The sequence below is a fragment of the Terriglobus roseus genome (assembly GCF_900105625.1).
GTDB classification, from domain to species: domain Bacteria; phylum Acidobacteriota; class Terriglobia; order Terriglobales; family Acidobacteriaceae; genus Terriglobus; species Terriglobus roseus_B.
On the sequence record NZ_FNSD01000001.1, the window covers coordinates 4,179,533 to 4,199,728 of the forward strand.

17 protein-coding genes, 1 pseudogene and 1 riboswitch are annotated in these 20,196 nt (G+C 59.9%); of the genes and pseudogenes, 8 read left to right on the forward strand and 10 right to left on the reverse strand.

Annotated features, from left to right (window positions below; translation table 11 throughout):
• Window positions 1–10: 10 nt before the first annotated feature.
• Window positions 11–1,021, reverse strand: a complete 1,011-nt coding sequence (locus BLW03_RS17385) for a carboxypeptidase-like regulatory domain-containing protein (protein WP_244502140.1) — start codon at window positions 1,019–1,021, stop codon at window positions 11–13.
• Between the two features lie 274 nt (window positions 1,022–1,295).
• Between BLW03_RS17385 and BLW03_RS17390 the strand changes: the two genes are divergently transcribed.
• Window positions 1,296–2,285 (forward strand): DUF4105 domain-containing protein, encoded by a 990-nt coding sequence (locus BLW03_RS17390; protein WP_139285243.1) that lies wholly within the window; start codon window positions 1,296–1,298, stop codon window positions 2,283–2,285.
• A 342-nt stretch (window positions 2,286–2,627) separates the two neighbouring features.
• Here the strand turns inward: BLW03_RS17390 and BLW03_RS17395 are convergent, their stop codons facing one another.
• Both BLW03_RS17395 and BLW03_RS17400 read right to left on the reverse strand, forming a co-directional pair.
• A complete protein-coding gene (locus BLW03_RS17395) occupies window positions 2,628–3,158 on the reverse strand; it encodes a molybdopterin-binding protein (protein ID WP_074655287.1) in 531 nt (176 codons plus the stop codon).
• The gene (locus BLW03_RS17400; protein WP_074655288.1) at window positions 3,155–3,865 is read right to left on the reverse strand and encodes a hypothetical protein; all 711 of its coding nucleotides are present in this window, start codon (window positions 3,863–3,865) and stop codon (window positions 3,155–3,157) included. The genes BLW03_RS17395 and BLW03_RS17400 overlap by 4 nt, the downstream gene beginning before the upstream one ends.
• A 30-nt stretch (window positions 3,866–3,895) precedes the next feature.
• Between BLW03_RS17400 and nuoI the strand changes: the two are divergent.
• Window positions 3,896–4,408, forward strand: a pseudogene (gene nuoI, locus BLW03_RS17405) (NADH-quinone oxidoreductase subunit NuoI); the annotation flags it as partial.
• Window positions 4,409–4,422: 14 nt separating this feature from the next.
• On the opposite strand, the gene BLW03_RS17410 reads toward nuoI, so the two are convergent.
• Window positions 4,423–4,866, reverse strand: a complete 444-nt coding sequence (locus tag BLW03_RS17410) for an ester cyclase (RefSeq protein ID WP_074655290.1) — start codon at window positions 4,864–4,866, stop codon at window positions 4,423–4,425.
• A 134-nt stretch (window positions 4,867–5,000) separates the two neighbouring features.
• Between BLW03_RS17410 and BLW03_RS17415 the strand changes: the two genes are divergently transcribed.
• Window positions 5,001–7,097 (forward strand): M3 family metallopeptidase, encoded by a 2,097-nt coding sequence (locus BLW03_RS17415; RefSeq protein ID WP_074655291.1) that lies wholly within the window; start codon window positions 5,001–5,003, stop codon window positions 7,095–7,097.
• Between the two features lie 161 nt (window positions 7,098–7,258).
• Here the strand turns inward: BLW03_RS17415 and metH are convergent, their stop codons facing one another.
• Window positions 7,259–9,970 (reverse strand): methionine synthase, encoded by a 2,712-nt coding sequence (metH, locus tag BLW03_RS17420; RefSeq protein ID WP_074655292.1) that lies wholly within the window; start codon window positions 9,968–9,970, stop codon window positions 7,259–7,261.
• Complete coding sequence (locus BLW03_RS17425) at window positions 9,967–11,085, reverse strand: homocysteine S-methyltransferase family protein (protein ID WP_074655293.1); 1,119 nt, start codon at window positions 11,083–11,085, stop codon at window positions 9,967–9,969. The genes metH and BLW03_RS17425 overlap by 4 nt, the downstream gene beginning before the upstream one ends.
• 160 nt (window positions 11,086–11,245) lie before the next feature.
• Here BLW03_RS17425 and BLW03_RS17430 point away from each other — a divergent pair, with 160 nt between their 5' ends.
• Window positions 11,246–11,629 (forward strand): response regulator, encoded by a 384-nt coding sequence (locus tag BLW03_RS17430; protein WP_074655294.1) that lies wholly within the window; start codon window positions 11,246–11,248, stop codon window positions 11,627–11,629.
• Window positions 11,630–11,648: 19 nt separating this feature from the next.
• Here the strand turns inward: BLW03_RS17430 and BLW03_RS17435 are convergent, their stop codons facing one another.
• Window positions 11,649–12,413 (reverse strand): hypothetical protein, encoded by a 765-nt coding sequence (locus BLW03_RS17435; RefSeq protein WP_139285244.1) that lies wholly within the window; start codon window positions 12,411–12,413, stop codon window positions 11,649–11,651.
• 190 nt (window positions 12,414–12,603) lie between these two features.
• Here BLW03_RS17435 and BLW03_RS17440 point away from each other — a divergent pair, with 190 nt between their 5' ends.
• The 3 genes from BLW03_RS17440 to BLW03_RS17450 all read left to right on the forward strand — a co-directional run bounded on the left by BLW03_RS17440 (window position 12,604) and on the right by BLW03_RS17450 (window position 15,592).
• A complete protein-coding gene (locus tag BLW03_RS17440) occupies window positions 12,604–13,665 on the forward strand; it encodes a hypothetical protein (protein WP_212733229.1) in 1,062 nt (353 codons plus the stop codon).
• Window positions 13,666–13,743: 78 nt separating this feature from the next.
• A riboswitch (SAM riboswitch) is annotated at window positions 13,744–13,861 on the forward strand.
• A gap of 149 nt (window positions 13,862–14,010) precedes the next feature.
• A complete protein-coding gene (thrC, locus tag BLW03_RS17445) occupies window positions 14,011–15,309 on the forward strand; it encodes a threonine synthase (protein WP_074655296.1) in 1,299 nt (432 codons plus the stop codon).
• Between the two features lies 1 nt (window position 15,310).
• Window positions 15,311–15,592, forward strand: a complete 282-nt coding sequence (locus BLW03_RS17450; RefSeq protein ID WP_074655297.1) for a MoaD/ThiS family protein — start codon at window positions 15,311–15,313, stop codon at window positions 15,590–15,592.
• A 71-nt stretch (window positions 15,593–15,663) separates the two neighbouring features.
• Here the strand turns inward: BLW03_RS17450 and BLW03_RS17455 are convergent, their stop codons facing one another.
• Window positions 15,664–15,813, reverse strand: a complete 150-nt coding sequence (locus BLW03_RS17455) for a DUF3309 family protein (RefSeq protein WP_074655298.1) — start codon at window positions 15,811–15,813, stop codon at window positions 15,664–15,666.
• 186 nt (window positions 15,814–15,999) lie between these two features.
• Between BLW03_RS17455 and BLW03_RS20715 the strand changes: the two genes are divergently transcribed.
• Window positions 16,000–16,146, forward strand: coding sequence for a hypothetical protein (locus BLW03_RS20715; RefSeq protein WP_170835072.1), 147 nt, complete (start codon window positions 16,000–16,002; stop codon window positions 16,144–16,146).
• Window positions 16,147–16,213: 67 nt separating this feature from the next.
• On the opposite strand, the gene lon is transcribed toward BLW03_RS20715, so the two are convergent.
• Together lon and clpX are read right to left on the reverse strand one after the other, a co-directional pair.
• Window positions 16,214–18,640 (reverse strand): endopeptidase La, encoded by a 2,427-nt coding sequence (lon, locus tag BLW03_RS17460; protein ID WP_074655299.1) that lies wholly within the window; start codon window positions 18,638–18,640, stop codon window positions 16,214–16,216.
• Between the two features lie 201 nt (window positions 18,641–18,841).
• Entirely contained in the window at window positions 18,842–20,125 is a 1,284-nt protein-coding gene (gene clpX / locus BLW03_RS17465; RefSeq protein ID WP_074655300.1) for an ATP-dependent Clp protease ATP-binding subunit ClpX, read from the reverse strand.
• Window positions 20,126–20,196 lie beyond the last annotated feature (71 nt).

Below are 20,196 nucleotides of genomic sequence, written 5' to 3' on the forward strand. Positions count from 1 at the left end.
TTCGCGCTTGCTAGTTCTTGAGTGTGTTGCGCTTGCTGTTCGTGGTCAGTTTCTTGAGCACGAACTCCTGGAAGACGTTGTTCATCGCATCGCCGGCGATACCAAGCAGGCCGTTGACCAGCGTCACCTTCGCGCCCTGTCGATCTTCGGGCGCGTAATAAAGGTTTGAGAGCGCACCTGCAGACATGTCTCCAAGTACCGTGGAGTAGTTGAATTGGTGCCGGCCGTTGTCTCCGCGCGTTACAACCGTTCGAGTGACTGCGTACAGAAAGCGCTTTCGGACGGTGCCGGTACCTCGGTAAAAGTAGCGCGGGTCCTGGTGGAATATGGACGGATAAATCGCTCCCCCCAGGAATGTACCGGAGACAAGATTGCCCAGGTCCGCACCGTAACGGCGACCATACCCTTTGGCTCCCTGGCCGTAGCCGGGAAAGGCATTGTCGGCCTGTTGGACACCTGCAACCACTCCCACCAGCAGCAGGTTTCCAGGGTCACTCGCATTCTTGAATGCAAGGCGGAATTTCTGCCCGGAAGTAAGTGGGACCGCCCGGTACATATAACTCACAAAGAAATTCGGAAGTATTCCTGCAAGGCGCTGCTGTTCGGCCATGCGGACCTGCGCCTGTGCGATGTCTTTCGCCGATGCAGTCACACTGACGGAGTCACTGGCCGCTGGGTGCAAAGTGAAAGTTGCCGTGGCGGTATTTGCTTCGGGCGCCAGCTTCACGGATCCGGAGATCGGGCTGAAGCCGTCGCGCGAAACAGAGACCGTGAACATGCCCGGGGGTAACTCACCGATGAAGAAGTTTCCGTCGGCATCCGTTTCGGCCTCGCGCGCAGGCAATAGTGGCGCGCTCAGCTGCACCTTCGCACCGGGAAGAGGATCGCCCTCGGGCGATGTCACACGGCCATTCAAGCTGCAGTACGTTACGTTTTGCTGGCCGGGGTCAGCAGCGGCCATCAAGGGGCGAACAGGACCCACAGTGTTCCACTGCTGCGCGTGCATGGACAAAGCGGGCACAGCGGCGAGCATAAGAACTGCGCCGCGTGCGTATAAGTGGGGCAGCCGGGAACGGTCGAAATTACGGAATGACTTGGACATGAACACCTGTTGGATGCGTGTCTCTGTCATAACTCTGGCTAGGAAGTCCGAACATCGGCCATGACCGCTTTTGGCCGATCGCTGCCTGTCGTGTCATTCGCATCTATCTCTCTATCGCGGCGATCCTTCCGCCGTGGTTTTCGGAGAGTTTGTGAACGAGGTACCGTCGCGCCGCAGGTGGCGCGCACGCATCATGCTGCTGCTGACAATCGCCCTGCTGGGCGGTCGGTTCGCGCATGCCTCGCTTGCGGTGCTTGTGGGCGAACCATTCGGCAGCTTCGGCACCATGATGCCCCTGGGTCACACCGCCATCTATCTGAATCACGTTTGTGCAGACGGCCCACTCAAGGTTCGTCAGTGTCATGCGGGCGAGCCGCAGGGCGTTGTGCTGGCGCGCTATCACGCGATCGGTAGATACGACTGGCTTGCGACGCCCGTTATGGATTTCCTGTACGCCACGCAGGATGCTTCTGAAGTCCCTGCATACGCGACGCCGGAAGCGATCTGGGCCATGCGGGAACGGTATCGCGAGCGTTTTCTGCGTAACGTGGTGCCGGACGGCGTACAGGGCACGATGGACCGCGATGGAAGCGCGAAGAACGCGCGCGATCTTGAGGAGTGGTGGGAAACTGCGGGCATGGCCTACTATCGCCGGCTTTGGGCCTATGAGGTTGCGACAACGCCAGAGCAGGATGCAGCCCTGGTTGCCGTCATGAATGACCACGCGAACCGTCATCGCTATCACCTGAGCGGCGCGAACTGTGCGGATTTTGCAGCCGAACTCCTGAACCTGTACTTTCCCGGAGCGGTGCGACACGCCGATCGCGTTGCGGACTACGGTCTGATGACGCCGAAGCACGTGGTGCGCAGTCTGTCCGAATACGCGGGGAAGCACCCGGAACTGGACCTTCACGTGTGGGAGATCGCCCAGGTACCTGGATCTCTGCGACGCAGCAAGACGGTGTGGGGCGGTGTGGAATCGGCGTTAAAGACGAAGCGCTACCTGTTCACGCTGCTCGTCATTCAGCCGGAGGTGCCGTTGGTGCTGGAGGCGCTGTATCTGCGGCACGGCCGATGGAAACTGGGAGAAGGCGCTCAGCCCATGCCGCCACTTGTCCCGTCTGCGACCGAAGAGACGCTGGCCTCGGTGCCAGCCACGACAGAGCCGGACGGGTCGCAGTAGGAGTCTGATCTGGCACCTCTGGCCTTCGGAGCGGCATAGCGGCGGCGGTGGCACCTGAGTCCGGCTGTCGCGCCTAGCTGTGGCACCTAGCTCCGGCTGTGGCATCTGAGTCCGGCTGTGGCATCTGAGCCCGGCTGTGGCGCCTACCTCTAATTTCGGAAGGGCACAGCTTCAGCTGTGCCGTTTAGTCCAGAAAAGAAATGGGCTTCAGCCCCTGAGGCTCAGCTTCTCTGCCGCGAGCAGAGCCACACGTCAGCACCTAAAGCCGAACATTCCGGATGGAACGTTCCGGATGAGCTTGTTGGCACGACTGAGGCTGTGCCCTTCCGAGCGAAAGGCGTCCTAAGGCGCCACAGCCTTCACAGTCAAGGAAGACAGGTTCCGCGCCCAGCGTGCGGGCTTCTTGTCTTCTGTGAGCACCAGCTTAAAGGCACCGTCGGCTGCGATAGGCGTGCCATCCAGCGTGTCTGCGACGATCGCCTGGCCATTGCGACATTCGGGGTTCGTATCGCAAAGCGTGATGGCGACGTGAAAATTGTCCGTCGCGCTTGCGATGACAACCATCAGGTTCGCAGAGGTCCTCGGACCCTCACCTTTTGCCGGCTCCACCAGGGTAAGCAGCTCCTTGACGGGCACTCCGCTATAGCTCTCGTCCTTGTTGTTGTGCGCGTTGTGGACGCTGACGGTGACGTGCGGCATCGCCTTCAGATCCGCCGGTGTCAGTGCCTTTTTCTTGCCCGCGATGCCGGTCAGTACCAACTCCGTGGAAGGTGCTGACTTCTTCATGTCCATACCGGCCATTTGTGCGGGCGACTTGATCGCGGTCATCGCTGGGAGAAGAAGTGCAAGACAGAGGCTGATCGGACGGGTCATTGGGCTGCTCCAAAAAGAACGCCGTTCTGGTTGTTGCGGATGCACTTGGTGTAGTTGAACAGGAAGGTGTCGCGCATGCGAGCGTAATCTGCCGTGGACTTGATGGGTGCCTTTGCCGGGTTCAAGAGATAGACCGTCGTGACGACGTGCGTGTGATCGTCGATCAGCATGTAGATCCCGAGTGTCTTACCGTCGACCTTGTTGCGATCAAGACCAACGATGCCGAAGGCATTGAAGGGCGACTTGCGCGTCATGTTGCGGGCCACGTTCTTGTCGGACGCAATGATGTCATCGAAGTCATCCATCAGCAGCTTGCGATTCGCGACAAAATTCGCGTCCGGAAGCACTTCGATCTTGGCGCTGGCGTAGGGATCGGCACCGGGATAGGCAAAGTCCACACGACGGCCTCCAAGCAGTGGTACGGAGCCGGTCTTGCCATGCGACTGCACGGGGCGCTCCTTCACATCGTCCGGCATGGGCACAATGTTTGTGACCTGCAGGCCGTCCGGGAAAGAGCAGGATTCGTAAGGCTTTAGCTGCGGAAGGGACTTCGGCGCAACTGCCCGGGGCGCCTGTGCTCCCGTCGACGGGAAAAGAAGCGGCTTGGGCGAAACGGGTTTCACCGCAGGGGAAGCTGTGGTTTGAGCGTGCAGTGCAGCCATAGGCAGCAGGAAGAGGGCGACGATGGCGGAGGGTGCAAGACGCATCTCTGAACACTACCGGAACGGCCGTCGTATACTCAAGCCATGTCAGTCGTCAAGAATATCGCCGGCATCGCCAAGGGCATGGGCATCACCTTTAAGGAGATGCTGCAGCCGTCAGAGGTCGAAAACTACCCCGACGGCCCAGGGCCGATGCGTGGCGCCATCTTCCAGGAACGCTTTCGCGGCAAGCACCAGTTGCAGCGCGATGAGAACGGGCTGGAGAAGTGCGTCGCCTGCTTCCTGTGCGCGGCAGCGTGTCCGTCGAACTGCATCTACATCGAAGCTGCGGAGAACACGGAAGAGAAGCGCATCTCTTCCGCCGAGCGCTACGCGAAAGTCTACAACATCGACTACAACCGCTGCATCTTCTGCGGTTACTGCGTCGAAGCGTGCCCCACGGACGCCATCACACACGGTCATGGCTTTGAATTGGCCAGTTTGAACGCGACCAACCTGGTCATGCGTAAGGAAGACCTGTTGATGCCCACACCCGCGACACCGCTGAAGCCGGGCAGCAGCGAAGACCGCGTCGAGCTGCTCTCGTAGTCCGGCGTTGCACGCTATAGCGCTTCGAAAGATTGCCGGTCAGTGACCTCGGTCCTGGCCGGCGTTTCCATCTCCTGCATCTTCGCGATGACAGCCGTCATATCCACAAAGTTCCACGCTTCCACAATCTGACCGCTGGACCATCTGGCCGTCGCAAAGCCCGAAACGGCCGCCGGCTTATCCGTTGCGTCTTCGCGGCCGTGAAGCGTCGCGGTCCAGCGCACCGCGGACTTGTCTCCGTCCACGAAGACATCCTGCATCTTCAGCTGGATCTTCGGAAAAGCATTGTGAAATTGAACAACAGAGGCTTTGAAGCCTGCGGCATCCTGGACCGAATTGAATTCGGGGAAGCCGTGCGCCCGCACCTCGGGGGCCAGCAGCTCATCGACGGTTGCGAGCCGTTTCTGATTCCAGACCTCTTCAAACCACCGCTGCGTCAGTTCGCGTACATCCTGCATGGCTTCCCTCCAGTGCTGGGAGACTATGCAGCCGGGGAAAGCCGTTGCAAGAAAAATTACGGTGAGCAGCGCAATTTCTCTTAATCGGACGGTGCCGGGTTCTCAAAAGCCATGCGCGGTCGGAGAATAGAGGCATGACTGTTCTGAATGAAACGCCGGTAGTTGCGGGAACCGCTCCAGTTTTCGACGCAAGCAATCCGTTCTTTGCGCCCAGCTCGTTGCCTTACTCTGCGCCTCCATTCGACAAGATCCGCGAAGAGCACTACATGCCCGCGTTCGATGCCGGTATGGCTGAGGGGCGGGCCGAGGTGGATGCCATCATCGCGAACACCGATGCGCCAACGTTCGACAACACCCTGGTCGCTCTGGAGAAGAGCGGCGCCCTGCTGAACCGCGTTGCCACTGCCTTCTATGCGATCGCCGGCGCGAATACCAATGCTGCGATTCAGCAGATGCAGCAGGACGTTGCGCCCAAGCTGTCGGCGCATGGCGACAGCATCAACCTGGACGAGAAGTTGTTTGCACGCGTGAAGACCCTGTATGAGCAGCGCGAGTCGCTTGACCTGGATGCGGAGTCGCTGCGCCTGCTGGAAATCACGTATGACGGCTTCGTAAAGGCAGGCGCGCTGTTGAGCGAGCCGAGCAAGAACACCCTGCGCGCGCTGAATACCGAGCAGTCCACGCTGCAGGCGAAATTCATCAATCGCGTGCTGGCAGCCATGAAGGAAGGTGGCCTGCACGTTGTGACGCGCGAAGCGCTGGATGGCCTGTCGGATGCAGAGATTGCAGAGGCCGCCGAGGCAGCGAAGTCGCGCGAGTTGGATGGCTTCTATCTCTCACTGCAGAACACGACGCAGCAGCCTGCGCTTGCTTCACTGACCAATCGCGAGACCCGTAAGGCCCTGTGGGAGGCTTCGCTGACGCGTGCCGAACAGGGGAATGATCACGACACCCGCGAGATGATCTCGCGCCTGGCGCAGCTTCGCGCGCAACGTGCGCATCTGCTGGGTTACGAAAGCTATGCGGCCTGGAAGCTCTCCGACCAGATGGCCCGCACGCCCGAAGCCGCTGTGAAGTTTCTCGACAACCTGGTCCCCGCGGCGCTCGTCGGTGCCAAGGCCGAAGCGGCAGAAATGCAGGCACTGATCGGCGACTCCTTCACGCTGGAGCCGTGGGACTGGGCCTTCTATGCCGAAGCTGTTCGCAAGGCGAAGTACGACATCAATGAAGACGAGGTGAAGCAGTACTTCGAACTGAGCAGTGTCTTTGAAGATGGTGTGCTCTTTGCTGCAACGAAGCTCTATGGCATCACGTTCTCCAAGCGGGCGGACCTGCCGGTCTACCACCCGGACGTTGTGACCTATGAGGTTTTCAACGCGGACGGATCGCATCTTGCACTGCTGTACTGCGACTTCTACCGGCGCGATTCGAAGCGTGGCGGCGCGTGGATGAGTTCGCTGCTGACACAGTCAAAGCTGCTGGGCGATGCGCCCATCATCACCAATGTCTGCAACTACACGAAGCCGGTGGGCGATGAACCTTCGTTGATTGACAGCGATGAGGCGCAGACGCTCTTCCATGAGTTCGGGCACGCACTGCATGGCTTGTTCAGTGAAGCGACCTACCCATCGCTCAGCGGTACCGCGGTACCGCGTGACTTCGTCGAATTCCCATCGCAGTTCAATGAGCACTGGGCTTCGTACCCGGCCATCTTCAATAACTACGCGAAACACTGGAAGACGGGCGAAGTCATGCCCGCCGACCTACAGGCAAAGCTGAAGGCGACGAAGAATTTCAATGGCGGCCACGCGTTAACGGAAGTACTTGCAGCGGCCGAACTCGACATGCAATGGCACACGCTACCCTCGGACAGTGAAGCGCCGGATGCATCGGCCTTCGAAGCCGCTGCGCTGGAACGTGCCGGTGTGTCGGTGCCACTGGTGCCGCCACGCTATCGCTCGACGTACTTCTCGCACATCTTCGGCGGTGGCTATGCCGCGGGCTACTACGCGTACCTGTGGGCGGAGATGCTGGACAGCGATGCGTATCACTGGTTCGAAGAGCATGGCGGCCTGACACGCGCCAATGGCGATCGCCTGCGCAACATGGTGCTGTCACGCGGCAACACCGCCGATCCTGCTGAGCTCTATCGCGCGTGGGCGGGTCGTGATCCGGTCATTGGACCGATGCTGCAACAGCGTGGGATTCCTGACTCGGCGGTGACTGGATAGCAACAGACTTCGGGTGCCCCATTCTTTCGCGAAGCGAAAGGTGGGGTATCGCGCGGAAGCGCGACGCTGCTGCTGGAGTCGAACGGTCATGCTTCGCGTGATGCCCCACCCTTGCTGCGCAAGAATGGGGACCCACATGCGAGGGCGCGATCCTCTTCCTCTTAGCCTTCGGGATCGTAATTAAGGTTTGGTCCGAGCCAGCGTTCGACTTCCACCAGCGGCATGCCCTTACGCTTCGCGTAGTCCTGCGCCTGGTCACGGTCGATCTTTCCCAGTGAGAAGAAGCGCGACTCGGGATGGGCGAAGTAGATACCGCTCACGCTCGATCCGGGCCACATCGCGAAGGACTCGGTGATCTCGATGCCGGTGTTCGCCTGCGCGTCCAGCAGGCGCCAGATGGTGCCCTTCTCCGTGTGGTCCGGGCAGGCGGGATAGCCGGGCGCGGGACGGATGCCGCGATACTTCTCCGCGATGATCTGCTGCGTGGTCAGGCCCTCGTTGCGGCCAAACCCCCACTGATCACGCACACGCTTGTGCAGCGCTTCGGCGAACGCTTCGGCAAGACGATCCGCGATCGCCTCGGCCATGATGGCGCTGTAGTCATCGTGCTGTGCGCGGAAGCCATCGCAGAATTCCTTTAGGCCAATACCAGTCGTCACTGCGAAGGCACCGATGGTATCGGGCAGCCCGGTCTCCTTCGGTGCGATGAAGTCCGCGAGGGAGCGGCATGGTTCGTTGCCATCGCGATGCGCCTGCTGCCGCAGAAAGTGGAAGTGTTCGCGGACGTCGCTGCGCGCTGCGTCGCTGTAAAGCTCAACATCGTCACCGACTGCACTCGCGGGGAAGAAGCCGTACACACCACGGGCACGCAGCAGGTTCTCGTTCACAATGCGGTCGAGCATCTTGTTCGCATTCGTGTAGAGCTCGCGAGCCTCTTCGCCCTGCAGCTTGTCGTCGAGAATGCGCGGATAGATACCCTTCAGACCCCATGTGTGAAAGAAGGGAGACCAGTCGATGTACTCGCGCAGCTCCGCAAGAGGGAAGTGATCCAGCACGCGCACGCCGAGGAACTCCGGCTGTGCAATGTCTTCGCTGCGCCACTCAATGGGCGTGCGGCGAAGGCGCGCGGTAGCGATGGGAACCATGGGCTGCTTGGGCGCCAGGTGGGCTTTGCGAACAGCCTCATACTCCGCGGCATGCTGTGCGACGTACTGTGCGCGATTGTCCTCGCTCAGCAGGTTCGTGGTCACCGGCACGGCTCGGCTCGCGTCGGTGACATGCACGACGGGCTGACTGTAGTGTGGCGCGATCTTGATGGCTGTGTGTGCACGGCTGGTCGTTGCGCCGCCAATCAGCAGGGGGACGGTGAAGCCCTGCCGCTCCATCTCCTTCGCAACGTGCACCATCTCGTCGAGCGACGGCGTGATGAGGCCGCTGAGGCCGATGATGTCCGCGTTCACTTCCTTCGCGCGCGCAAGGATCTTCTCCGCAGGCACCATCACGCCCATGTCGAAGACCTCGTAGTTGTTGCAGGCAAGCACCACGCCGACGATGTTCTTGCCGATGTCGTGCACATCGCCCTTCACCGTCGCGAGCACGATCTTGCCCTGCGTGCGCATGACGATGCCGGCCGCGGCCATTTCGGCCTTCTCAGCCTCCATGAATGGGAAGAGGTAGGCGACGGCCTTCTTCATCACGCGAGCCGACTTCACCACCTGCGGCAGGAACATCTTGCCCGCACCGAAGAGATCGCCGACGACGCTCATGCCCTGCATGAGCGGGCCTTCGATGACGAGCAGTGGACGGCCCAGCTTTGCGCGGGCCTCTTCCGTGTCTTCATCAATATAGGTGTCGATGCCCTTGACCAGCGCATGCGACAGGCGCTCTTCCACCGTCCCGCTGCGCCACTCTTCGGCCTTCTTCGCAGCGGCCTCCGGGTTGCTGGTGCCGGCTGCTTTGAGCTGCTCGCCATAGTCGACCAGGCGCTCCGTCGCGTCCGGTCTACGGTTCAGCAGGACATCTTCGACCAGCACCTTTAGCTCAGGCTCGATGGCGTCGTACAGCTCCAGCATGCCGGCGTTGACGATGCCCATGTCCATACCCGCTGCGATCGCGTGATACAGGAACGCCGAGTGCATCGCCTCGCGGACCTTGTTGTTGCCACGGAAGCTGAACGAGATGTTGCTGACGCCGCCGCTGACCTTCGCATGCGGCAGGTTCGCCTTGATCCAGCGCGTCGCGTTGATGAAGTCGACGGCGTAGTTGTTGTGCTCCTCCATGCCGGTCGCAACGGTCAGGATGTTGGGATCGAAGATGATGTCTTCGGCAGGGAAGCCAACCTCATCGACGAGGATGCGATAGGCGCGCTCGCAGATGCGGATCTTGTCTTCGTAGGTCGCTGCCTGGCCCTGCTCGTCAAAGGCCATGACGACGACGGCCGCGCCATACTTCAACACGGTGCGTGCATTCTGGCGGAACTTGTCCTCGCCTTCCTTCAGCGAGATGGAGTTAACGATGCCCTTGCCCTGTAGGCACTTCAGCCCGGCCTCGATGACCTCCCACTTGGAGGAGTCGACCATGAAGGGCACCTTGGCCACCTCAGGCTCGCTGGCGAGCAGCTGCAGATAACGGGTCATGGCGGCGACGCCGTCGATCATGCCCTCGTCCATGCAGATGTCGATGACATTCGCGCCATTCTCCACCTGCTGGCGCGCGACGCTGACGGCCTCTTCGTACTTGCCCTCTTTGATCAGCTTCGCAAACTTCGGGGAGCCGGCCACGTTAGTGCGTTCGCCCAGCATGATGAAGACGCCGGCCTGCTGTGTGAAGGGCTGTGATCCGCTCAGGCGGAGGGGCTTACTGTCACCGGTCATGCGCGTGCACCTGCCAGTTCCAGTGCGTATTCGCGCGGATGCTTGCCTTCGAGCGCCTTTGCGATCGCGGCGATGTGGTCAGGCGTGTTGCCGCAGCAGCCGCCGGCAATGTTGATCAGGCCGTTCTTCGCAAAGTCACCGAGGAAGCGCGCCATGTCGTCCGGTTCAAGATCGAAACCGGTCGGCGACAACGGGTTCGGCAGACCTGCGTTCGGATAGCAGGAGATTGCGGTGTCCGCTTTCGCGGCGAGTTCCGTGAGAAACGGGTACATCAGATCGGGACCAATCGAGCAGTTCAAGCCCACGCTCAGCGGCTTCACATGTTTCACAGCGTTCCAGAAAGCCTCGACGGTCTGCGCGGAGATCATCGTCTCGCCGCCACGTCCCACAGCAGCGGAGATCATCACGGGCAGGTCCGTGCCTTTGGCAGTGTGGCCGTCTTCTTCGAAGACCTCGCGGATCGCGACGAGTGCTGCTTTCGCATTCAACGAATCGAAGATCGTCTCGACCAGCAGAACGTCCGAACCTCCGGCGATCAGCGCGCGTACCTGGTGCTTGTACGCGGTCAGCACCTGGTCAAAGGTGACCACGCGAAACCCTGGATCGTCGGCATCGGGTGAGTTTGAGAGTGAGACGGTTAGCGGGCCAATAGCGCCGGCAACAAAGCGCTGGCGGCCCGTGTCGTTCGACGTCCTGTCTGCAAGCTCGCGGCACTGCCTTGCGCTGACTTCGTTGATCTCCCAAGCCAGGTCGTTCAGCATCGTGTCGTCGATGATCTTCTGGTAAAACTCGGGATCCTTGCGGCCGCCGTGTTCGCGCGGATCGTCCACGAAGAACTCGCTCTGCGAGATGCCGGTCGCGCCGAAGGTGTTCGTCTCGATGATGTCGGCGCCCGCGTTTAGAAAACGCTGGTGGATGTCGCAGATCATCGCCGGCTGCGTCAGCGAAAAGATGTCGCCGTTGTTCAGCAGATCCTTCGGGGCGTCCTTGAAACGTTCGCCGCGCATGTCCGCTTCGGTCATGCCATAGGTGCGGATGGTCGTACCCATGGCGCCATCGATGATGGCGATGCGGTCTTCCAGAACTTTGCTGAGTGGGTGTTTGCTATCCGGCATGGCTGAGATTAGATGATATCGAACGCGGAAAGCACCAAGGGCCTGAGTCTGTAGCCACGGCGGGTTCGCCTCCGGTAAACTATCCCTACCGCGTGAAAGCAATCGGTCCCTGGCTCGCCTCCGTGCCCTGTGCCTGCTTGCGATAGCGCGCTACACAACCATGTCACCGCTACCCCCCGACCCCTCGGCCAAGAGCATCCTGCATATCTGTGCGCGCGAGATGCTGCGTCCCTTACGTGATCAGATCCTGCGCCTGTCGGGATTCTTCGTCGACTCGACGCTGTCCACTGCGGAAGGGCTTTCGCTCTTCTGGGCCAAGCACTACGACCTGGTGCTGATTGATGTGGAGGGCGAGCACAAGGTAGGCGACGCGGAAGAGATGTGCTCTGAAATCAAAACTGCCCAGCCCGAACAGAAGGTGGCGTTCGTCTGCAATTGGCGCGTGGCCATCATGACGGACTGCCCGGATGAGATCCTGCGGACGGAGTTCGATCCGCAGCGCTTTGTCTCCGGCGTGCAGAGCATGATTACCCAGGCCAGCTAGCGACCTTACCGCGGGCCAGCTAAGGCGACGCCGTCTGTATGCTGGTATCGACCTCATCCTGAATCATGTTCTGGACGCTTGCCCACACCTTCGGATCGTTCTCGATCTCAATGTGCGGATGCATAAACGTGCGCGCAAACCAGGGAAACTGGCTCGTATCCACTGGCGATGATTTATAGCTGACCAGCTGATTGCCAAGGATGATCGTCTTCGCGGGGTCTTCCGCGTGAATACTGCGCCGCCCGCTCAGCAGACCCTCCGTCTGGTAGATGTTCATGGCGTGATGCACATTGGCCGGAATGGTGCTGTCGTCTTCACCCAGCTTTTGCACGGAATCCACCTGAATGGTCAGCAACACAGGAACGCCTATGCGGTCCAGCTGGCGCGCGATATTTACCGTCTCGGAGGCGCCCCAGCTATGGCCGTAGAGCACAATCCGGGCGTTGCGCTTCTCTGCTTCGCTGAGCGCGCCATTGCCGTCGGTATCCAGGTAATGCATGACAGCCGTCATGGCCTGCGTTGTGTCGTGATTGGCGAAGGTCATCACGGTCATGCGGTTGCCGTTGTGCTGCTGTAGATCGCGCGCGATGACGGCTTCTTTGTGGACGAAGTTCGTGCTCTTCACGCGGCCTCCCATGAAGCCAAGCACCAGCGCAGGGTGTGCCGGATACCCGGTTGGAGCAGGTCTTTCCGCGCGCGGCTGTGCGCAAAGTGTCGTTGCAGCGGTAAGTCCGAGAATGAGTACGAGAGTCGAGACGCGAGGGAAGGACAACGGGCAGGGCATGAGCGCACCATGGGGGCCGGCGCTCACGATGAGCGGCGAACGCCAGTCTGAAATTTACACCTGCGCGCCGACACTTGCCACGTCGCGCCGGGTCTAGGCCTGTAGACCACCGCAGATGGCGCACGGGCCGCTGGGCGGGTAAAGTGAAAATAGCCTTAAGATCGTCGCGCAACGCGCCGGGAGACCCTCTTTGAAGCTCATCAGCAGGACCGGCCCGGCACCGCGGCGATGGCTATGGACTCTCGTCGCCGCTGCCGCAGCATTGCAGTTCGCCGTTCCCGCGCGCGCTTCGGTCGCGTTGTTGATGGAAGAGCCCTACGGACAGTTTGGAGCGTTCAACCCCACGGGGCACGCCGCGGTTTATCTGAACCACGTATGCGCCGTTACGCCCACACAACTTCGCACCTGTCGCCCCGGTGAGTTGGGCGTCGTCATCAGCCGCTATCACAAGATCCATCACAACGACTGGATCGCCATGCCCCTGGCGCCGTACCTCTACGCCGTCGACGAGCCGTCTGATGTGCCAAAGTCTGTGACGAAGGAAGATGTCACGCGCCTTCGCGAGGCTTACTGGCGGGCGCACCTGCAGAAGCTGGCTCCTGCGAAGGCGGATGGTTCTGTCCCCGGTGGCGAGTGGACGCAGTTGGTGGGCTCCTCCTTCGATCGCAAAATCCATGGCTTTGAAGTTGAGACGACACCTGAAGAGGACGAGCACCTCATCGCCTACTTCAACGATCGGCGCAACGTCGGCCATTTCAATCTGTTCTTCCATAACTGCGCGGACTTTTCGAAAGCGGTTCTGGACATCTACTTTCCGCATGCCATCCACCGAAATTTCATTGCGGACTTCGGCATCACCACGCCAAAGCAGGTCGCCAAGTCACTGGTGAAGTACGGTAAGAAGCACCCGGAGCTGAAGATGTCCGCGTTCACGATCCTGCAGGTGCCCGGGACCGTGGGGCGCAGCCACTCTGTGGACGGTGTCGCGGAATCGCTGGTGAAGAGTAAGAAGTACCTGCTGCCGCTGGTGGTTCTGCAGCCGGAGTTCGCGGGTGCGCTGGCGGTCGGTTATTTGTCTGAGGGACGGCTGCACCTGCCGAAGGACGCACCCATCTTCGAGATTGGCGATCTGGTGCCCGCGAATGCGCAGGACGCTGCAACGCCGGTAGCCAGTGCGGCGCCGCCTCCGCAGGGCATCATTCCTGCCTCCAATGTGCCTGCCGTCACTCCTGCGCCATCAACAGCGCAGTAGGCACACCCATTGCATCGCTGCCCCCAAGGTGCTACAAAAGTGTTAATCAAGTCTGCAGCAGTGATGCCGCAGATCTGAGTTTCATGAAGAGTGGCTGAGGGACGAGCCCTGCGACGCCACGACAACCGGACGAAGTCTGTACCGGTGTCACCTCTCTCCTGGGAACCCGCGCAAGTGGGAACAGGGAACATGAGATTCGGGATACAGCCTCCACGCAAGGTGTGGACCAGCCGTATGACCGTCTAATCAGGCTTCCGTACGTACCGCCTATCCGGCAGGTGCGTCTTCCCGGCAGAGTCGTCGCATGTGGTCCATACCCCTCTTCCGCTTAGGGAAGAAGGTTTCATGTCGTCTGTCTCGTCTGCGTGTACACCGTACGAGCTCTACTCGAAGGAATCGGGCAAGAGCTACGGCAACCAGCCCCTGTCCATCTGCGATGAGTCGTTTACGCCGCTTGAAGTGCGTTACGACCTGGAAGCCGCCCGCAGCATCTTCACGAAGAAGGCTATTGAAGCCGGTCCCGACAACATGTGGCGCTACAGCGGCCTGCTGCCCCTTCCCGAGGGCTTTCAGCCGGACCTGCCCGTTGGCTTCACGCCCCTGGTGCGCGCGAAGAACCTGGGCAAACGCCTTGGCTCCGCTAACCTTTATGTGAAGAATGACGCGGTCTGCTTCCCGACGCTGTCGTTCAAGGATCGTGTCGTTGCTGTTGCGCTGGCGAATGCGCGCGCGTTCGGCTTCGATGTCGTCGGCTGCTCGTCGACCGGCAATCTTGCGAACTCGGTTGCGGCACAGTCCGCACGCCTGGGTATGAAGGCATGCATCCTGGTCCCGGCCGATCTCGAGCCCGCGAAGATTCTGAACACGCTGATCTACGGCGCACGTCTGGTACGCATTGACGGCAACTATGATCACGTGAACCGTCTCTGCTCGCTCATCGCCGACCAGTACAACTGGGGCTTTGTGAACGTCAATCTGCGGCCCTATTACGCAGAAGGTTCCAAGTCCGTCGGCTACGAAATCGCGGAGCAGCTCGGCTGGAAGCTTCCTGACAATGTTGTTGTGCCGATGGCCGGTGGATCGCTGATCCGCAAGATCAAGAAGGCCTTCGATGAACTCGTCTTCCTCGGCCTGGTTGAGAAGAAGCATGTGCGCTTTTTCGGAGCGCAGGCCACCGGCTGCTCGCCCATTGCGCAGGCCGTAAAGAATGATACGGAGACCATCACTCCGCAGAAGCCGAACACCATCGCGCGTTCGCTCGCCATTGGCAATCCCGCGGACGGCCCGTTCGCATCGCGCATGATCCGCGAGACCGGCGGCTGGGCTGAGGATGTTTCGGACGTCGAAATCGTCAGCGGCATTCAGGAACTGGCGGAGACCGAAGGCATCTTCACGGAGACGGCGGGCGGCGTCACCACTGCTGTCACCGCGCGCCTCATCGCGCAGGGCCGCATCGCTGCGGACGACCTTACGGTTGTCTGCATCACAGGCAACGGCTTGAAGACCACTGACTGCATCGCCGACCGCTTCACGCTGGGTCGCGCCGTGCGTCCGCGCCTTGCGGATTTCGAGGAATACATCAACGAGCTGGACGGCACCACTGCTTCTGCAGAGCCCGAACTGGCCATTGCAGGAGGGAAGTAACTTGTCGATTCGCGTCATGCTGCCCGCCGCCTTTGCGCGGCACACCGCTGGCACCAAGCAGGTCCAGTCCGAAGCCACCACACTGCCCACACTTGTCGAAGATCTTGGCTCGAAATTTCCCGAGCTTGGATTGCACATCGTCGATGAGTCCGGCACACTGCGGAAGTTCATCAACGTGTACGTCAATGACGAAGACATCCGCTTCCTGGGCGGAGACACCTACCAATTCCAGGACCGCGACGAAGTTATGTTTATTCCGTCCATTGCAGGCGGACGCTCGTAGGGAACACTCGGTCTTATGAGAAAAAAGGGATGCGCTCATGCGCATCCCCTTTTTTTCGAGCGCCTCTTGATCTAAACGCCGTGCATCAGCAAAACAATCAGCACGATGATCGCCAGCAAGCCAAGGCCACCGCTGGGATAGTAGCCCCAGCCGCGGCTGTAGGGCAGAATCGGCGATGTACCAAACGCCAGTACAAGAAGAATAATCAGCAGGATCAGCATCGTTGTTCTCCCTCAAATATCTGCGTCGACTTCGCGACACAAACGTCTAGATGCGGCCCCACGCGGCGAATGTTTCCTGCCTGCTGAGAAATGATTTCTTCCCTTACATGCAACCAGCAATCGCCGTGTTGACTCTATGTATTCGTTTGTAGCTGCTTCAACATTGAAGCGCGGGAGGAAGTTCTTATGTTTTTTGCTATTGCCGGTGTACTGTTTCTGCTTTGGATCCTTGGCGAAGTTTTCACCCACGGCGCCAGTCTCGCGATCCATATTCTCGCCATCGTCTGGGTCATCTCGCTGATCGGTGGACTGTTCACCGGCCGCAAGGCATAGAGCGTTAAAGTTTCGCAATGCAAGAAGGGCCGGCTCTCGCCGGCCCTTCTTTTTGGTTCCAAGGAGTCTACTGACGCGCTTCCGTCGCGGGGCGGATCGCATTTGGCGGCGGCATGGTCTTTGCCAGCGCCTCGGGCTTCTCCTCTTCCAGCTTCGGCAGCTTGCCTTCAAGAGCCAGCTCCAGCACGTCGTCCATCTCGCTGACAAAGTGCAGTTTCATCTCGTCCTTGATCAACTGCGGCAGCTCGTCAAAGTCTTTCTCGTTATCCTTTGGCATGATGGCCTCGCGGATGCCGGTGCGATGTGCCGCAAGCAGCTTTTCCTTCAGGCCGCCGATGGCGAGTACCTTGCCGCGCAGCGTAATTTCGCCCGTCATGGCGATGTCACGGCGCACCGGTATCATCGTCAGGGCCGACGTGAGTGCCGTTGCAAGGGTGATGCCGGCAGACGGACCATCCTTCGGGATTGCGCCCTCTGGAACATGTACGTGGATATCAATGTTGCGGTAGAAGTCCTTGGGAAGGCCAAGGTGCTGCGCGCGGCTGCGGACGTAGCTCAGGGCTGCCTGGGCGCTCTCCTGCATCACGTCACCTAGCTGGCCGGTCGTGGTCAACTTACCCTTGCCGTCCAGCACCTGCACTTCAGCCTGCAGAATCGCACCGCCCACTTCGGTCCATGCGAGTCCGGTCACAAGACCGATCTCGCTCTTCTCCTGCATGATCGAGTCGCGGAACTTCTGCGCGCCCAGGAACTCGGAGATGTTCTCGGCCGTGATAACTTCCTTCGCGTGCTTTGGACCGGCCTTCACAACGCGACGAACCACCTTGCGGCAGACGTTGCCGATCTCGCGCTCCAGGTTACGGACGCCGGCCTCGCGCGTGTAACCGCGGATAAGCTCCTTCAGGCCCTCGTCGGTGAACTCGATGTTCTCCTCGGTCAGGCCGGTGCCCTCGCGCTGCTTCTTCACCAGGTACTGCTTGGCGATCTCCAGCTTTTCGACCTCGGTGTAGCCGTGCAGACGAAGGATCTCCATACGGTCCTGCAGGGGACCGGGTATCGTGTGCAGCACGTTCGCCGTGGCGACGAAGAGCACCTGCGACAGGTCGTACTCGACGTCCAGGTAGTGATCCTGGAAGGTCGCGTTCTGTTCCGGGTCAAGCACTTCAAGCAGAGCCGATGCAGGGTCGCCACGGAAGTCCGATGCCATCTTGTCGATCTCGTCCAGCATGATGACCGGGTTCTTCGTACCAGCCTTCTTCATGCTCTGGATGATCTGACCGGGCAGGGAACCGATGTACGTGCGGCGATGTCCGCGGATCTCGGCCTCGTCGCGCACTCCACCCAAAGACATACGGACGAACTTGCGGCCCGTTGCTTTCGCAATGCTCATTCCAAGCGAGGTCTTGCCCACGCCCGGAGGTCCGACGAAGCACAGGATGGAACCCTTCGGATTCTTCACCAATTGGCGGACTGCGAGGAACTCAAGAATGCGATCCTTGATCTTTGGCAGGCCGTAGTGGTCTTCGTTCAGAATCGTCTCCGCATGTTCGATGCTGCGGATGTCCTTCGATTTCTTCTTCCAGGGCACAGCCAGTAGCCAGTCCAGATAGTTGCGGCTGACGGTCGATTCCGCAGACATCGGCGGCATCGCTTCGAGCTTCTTCAACTCCTGGATGGCCTTGTCGAAGACATCCTTCGGCATACCAGCCGCTTCGATCTTCTTCTTTAGCTCGTCCCATTCGGACTTCTCGCCGCGGCCCAGTTCCTTCTGTATGGCCTTGATCTTCTCGTTGAGGTAGTACTCCTTCTGCGCGCGCTCCATCTGCCGCTTCACGCGCGACTGCACGGTGCGGTCCATGTTGAGCTTTTCAATCGCAATGTCGAGTACGTCTGCAATCTTCGCCAGGCGAAGAGCCGGGTCGAAGATGTCGAGCAATTCCTGCTTCTCTTCGATCGAGAGCTGAAGGTTCGCTGCGATCACGTCGGCCAGCTTCGTGGGCTCATCCGTGCGTACGCTGGCGACCATCGTCTCGTAGTTCAGGCTCTGCTGCAGCTTCAGGTGCTGCTCAAAGCGCTGCTGCACCACCTGCATCAACTGCTCAATCTGCGGTGTGACGACAAGTTCGGTCTTGTTAGTCCGAACGGTTGCGACGAAGAATCCGTCGTCGTCATTCAGTTCCAGCGTGCGTGCACGCTCCACACCTTCGACCAGCACCTTGATGTTGCCGTCGGGCATCTTCACGGACTGCACGATGTTGCCAATAGTGCCGGTCTCGAAGATGTCATCGCCGCTGGGCTCGTCGATGGACGCGTCGTGCTGCGTTGCGAGGAAGATCTTGCGATCACCCGTCAATGCTTCTTCGAGCGCGCGAACGCTCGATTCACGACCGACAACGAAAGGCGTCATCATGTGCGGGAAGATGACCATGTCGCGGATGGGCATCATGGGGAGCTTGCGTACGTCGCCGTGGGGTGCATCAGGTTGCTTAGGCATAATCTCCCTCATTAGACGCCGGAATGTCACACAGGATGCGGACACCGGGAGCGCTTCGAGAGATTGTAGCGCCTCTCAGGCCATCGCACGCAGAAGGAGACGGGTGCGAATCCAGACCAACTTGCGATGCGATATCAAAAGGGCACTGAGAGTGAACTCAGTGCCCTTTTTGTTCGTTCTGCGAACGTGAATTGAAACGCTTTAGCCGGCCTTCTCCAATTGCACGGGAATCGTGACATTGCGGTTCTTCACCTGGTCCGCAGTAATCTCGATCTCCTTCACCTTCTTGTTCGTCGGCACGGTATACATCAGGTCGAGCATAAGCTCTTCCAGAATCATGCGCAGACCACGCGCACCCACCTTGCGATTCAAAGCCTCGTGCGCCACGGCCTGTGCGGCCTCGGCAGTCCAGGTGACCTTGACGCCTTCGAACTCGAATAGCTTTGCGTACTGCTTCAAAATGGCGTTGCGCGGACGTGTGAGGATGTCGATCAGCGCAGCCTCATCCAACTCGTCGAGAATACCGAGGACCGGCAGACGTCCGACGAACTCTGGGATCAAGCCATACTTCAACAGATCCTGCGGTTCTGCCTGGCGCAACAGTTCGGTGTCACGCTGCGCGCGGATCGGCGTTACTTCTGCTTCCTTGGCATCGCCGTTGGCATGCTTGAAGCCAAGCGCCTTCTTGCCGATGCGGCGACCGATGACCTTCTCAAGTCCGACGAAGGCGCCACCGCAGATAAACAGGATGTTCGTCGTGTCGACGATGGTGAACTCCTGGTGCGGATGCTTGCGGCCGCCCTGCGGAGGAACATTGGCGACGGTGCCTTCCAGCAGCTTCAGCAGAGCTTGCTGCACGCCCTCACCGCTGACGTCGCGGGTGATGGACGGGTTCTCATCCTTACGGCCGATCTTGTCAATCTCATCGATGTAAATGATGCCCTGCTGCGCGCGCGTTACGTCGCCGTCAGCGGCCTGCAGCAGCTTCAGGATGATGTTTTCGACATCCTCGCCGACATAACCGGCTTCCGTCAGCGTGGTCGCGTCCACGATGGCGAATGGTACGTCCAGCATCTTCGCAAGCGTCTGTGCCAGCAAGGTCTTACCGCTGCCCGTTGGGCCGACGAGCAGGATGTTCGACTTCGCAAGCTCGACGTCGTTGCCGCGCGTGCGGTTCATCTGGATGCGCTTGTAGTGGTTGTAGACGGCGACCGCAAGCTTCTTCTTGGTCAGGTCCTGGCCGATGACGTACTCATCCAGAAACGCCTTGACCTCATGCGGCTTGGGCAGGTGCGCAGGCGCAGTGCCGGCCTGTACCTCCGTGCGGTCATCCTCAAGGATCGAGTTGCATACAGCAACGCACTCATCGCAGATGTAGGCGCGGGGATAGTCAGAGGGGGAAGAGATCAGCTTTGCGACTGCATCCTGCGATTTGTGGCAGAACGAACAGCGCAGTGAGTCGTCAGAACCTTTGGAAGTCTTCATGCGGATCCGCAACTCCTCTCCGGGCAATACTCAACCCGGCAGAGTTCAAGTTTACACCTGTGTTTCATTCC

What these genes read in the sequence shown, in the direction of transcription:
- BLW03_RS17390 (WP_139285243.1), top strand. Translation starts at nt 1,296, where the DNA reads ATGCTGCTGCTGACAATCGCCCTGCTGGGCGGTCGGTTCGCGCATGCC.
- BLW03_RS17395 (WP_074655287.1), bottom strand. Translation starts at nt 3,158, where the DNA reads ATGACCCGTCCGATCAGCCTCTGTCTTGCACTTCTTCTCCCAGCGATG.
- BLW03_RS17400 (WP_074655288.1), bottom strand. Translation starts at nt 3,865, where the DNA reads ATGCGTCTTGCACCCTCCGCCATCGTCGCCCTCTTCCTGCTGCCTATG.
- BLW03_RS17410 (WP_074655290.1), bottom strand. Translation starts at nt 4,866, where the DNA reads ATGCAGGATGTACGCGAACTGACGCAGCGGTGGTTTGAAGAGGTCTGG.
- BLW03_RS17415 (WP_074655291.1), top strand. Translation starts at nt 5,001, where the DNA reads ATGACTGTTCTGAATGAAACGCCGGTAGTTGCGGGAACCGCTCCAGTT.
- metH (WP_074655292.1), bottom strand. Translation starts at nt 9,970, where the DNA reads ATGACCGGTGACAGTAAGCCCCTCCGCCTGAGCGGATCACAGCCCTTC.
- BLW03_RS17425 (WP_074655293.1), bottom strand. Translation starts at nt 11,085, where the DNA reads ATGCCGGATAGCAAACACCCACTCAGCAAAGTTCTGGAAGACCGCATC.
- BLW03_RS17430 (WP_074655294.1), top strand. Translation starts at nt 11,246, where the DNA reads ATGTCACCGCTACCCCCCGACCCCTCGGCCAAGAGCATCCTGCATATC.
- BLW03_RS17435 (WP_139285244.1), bottom strand. Translation starts at nt 12,413, where the DNA reads ATGCCCTGCCCGTTGTCCTTCCCTCGCGTCTCGACTCTCGTACTCATT.
- thrC (WP_074655296.1), top strand. Translation starts at nt 14,011, where the DNA reads ATGTCGTCTGTCTCGTCTGCGTGTACACCGTACGAGCTCTACTCGAAG.
- BLW03_RS17455 (WP_074655298.1), bottom strand. Translation starts at nt 15,813, where the DNA reads ATGCTGATCCTGCTGATTATTCTTCTTGTACTGGCGTTTGGTACATCG.
- BLW03_RS20715 (WP_170835072.1), top strand. Translation starts at nt 16,000, where the DNA reads ATGTTTTTTGCTATTGCCGGTGTACTGTTTCTGCTTTGGATCCTTGGC.
- lon (WP_074655299.1), bottom strand. Translation starts at nt 18,640, where the DNA reads ATGCCTAAGCAACCTGATGCACCCCACGGCGACGTACGCAAGCTCCCC.
- clpX (WP_074655300.1), bottom strand. Translation starts at nt 20,125, where the DNA reads ATGAAGACTTCCAAAGGTTCTGACGACTCACTGCGCTGTTCGTTCTGC.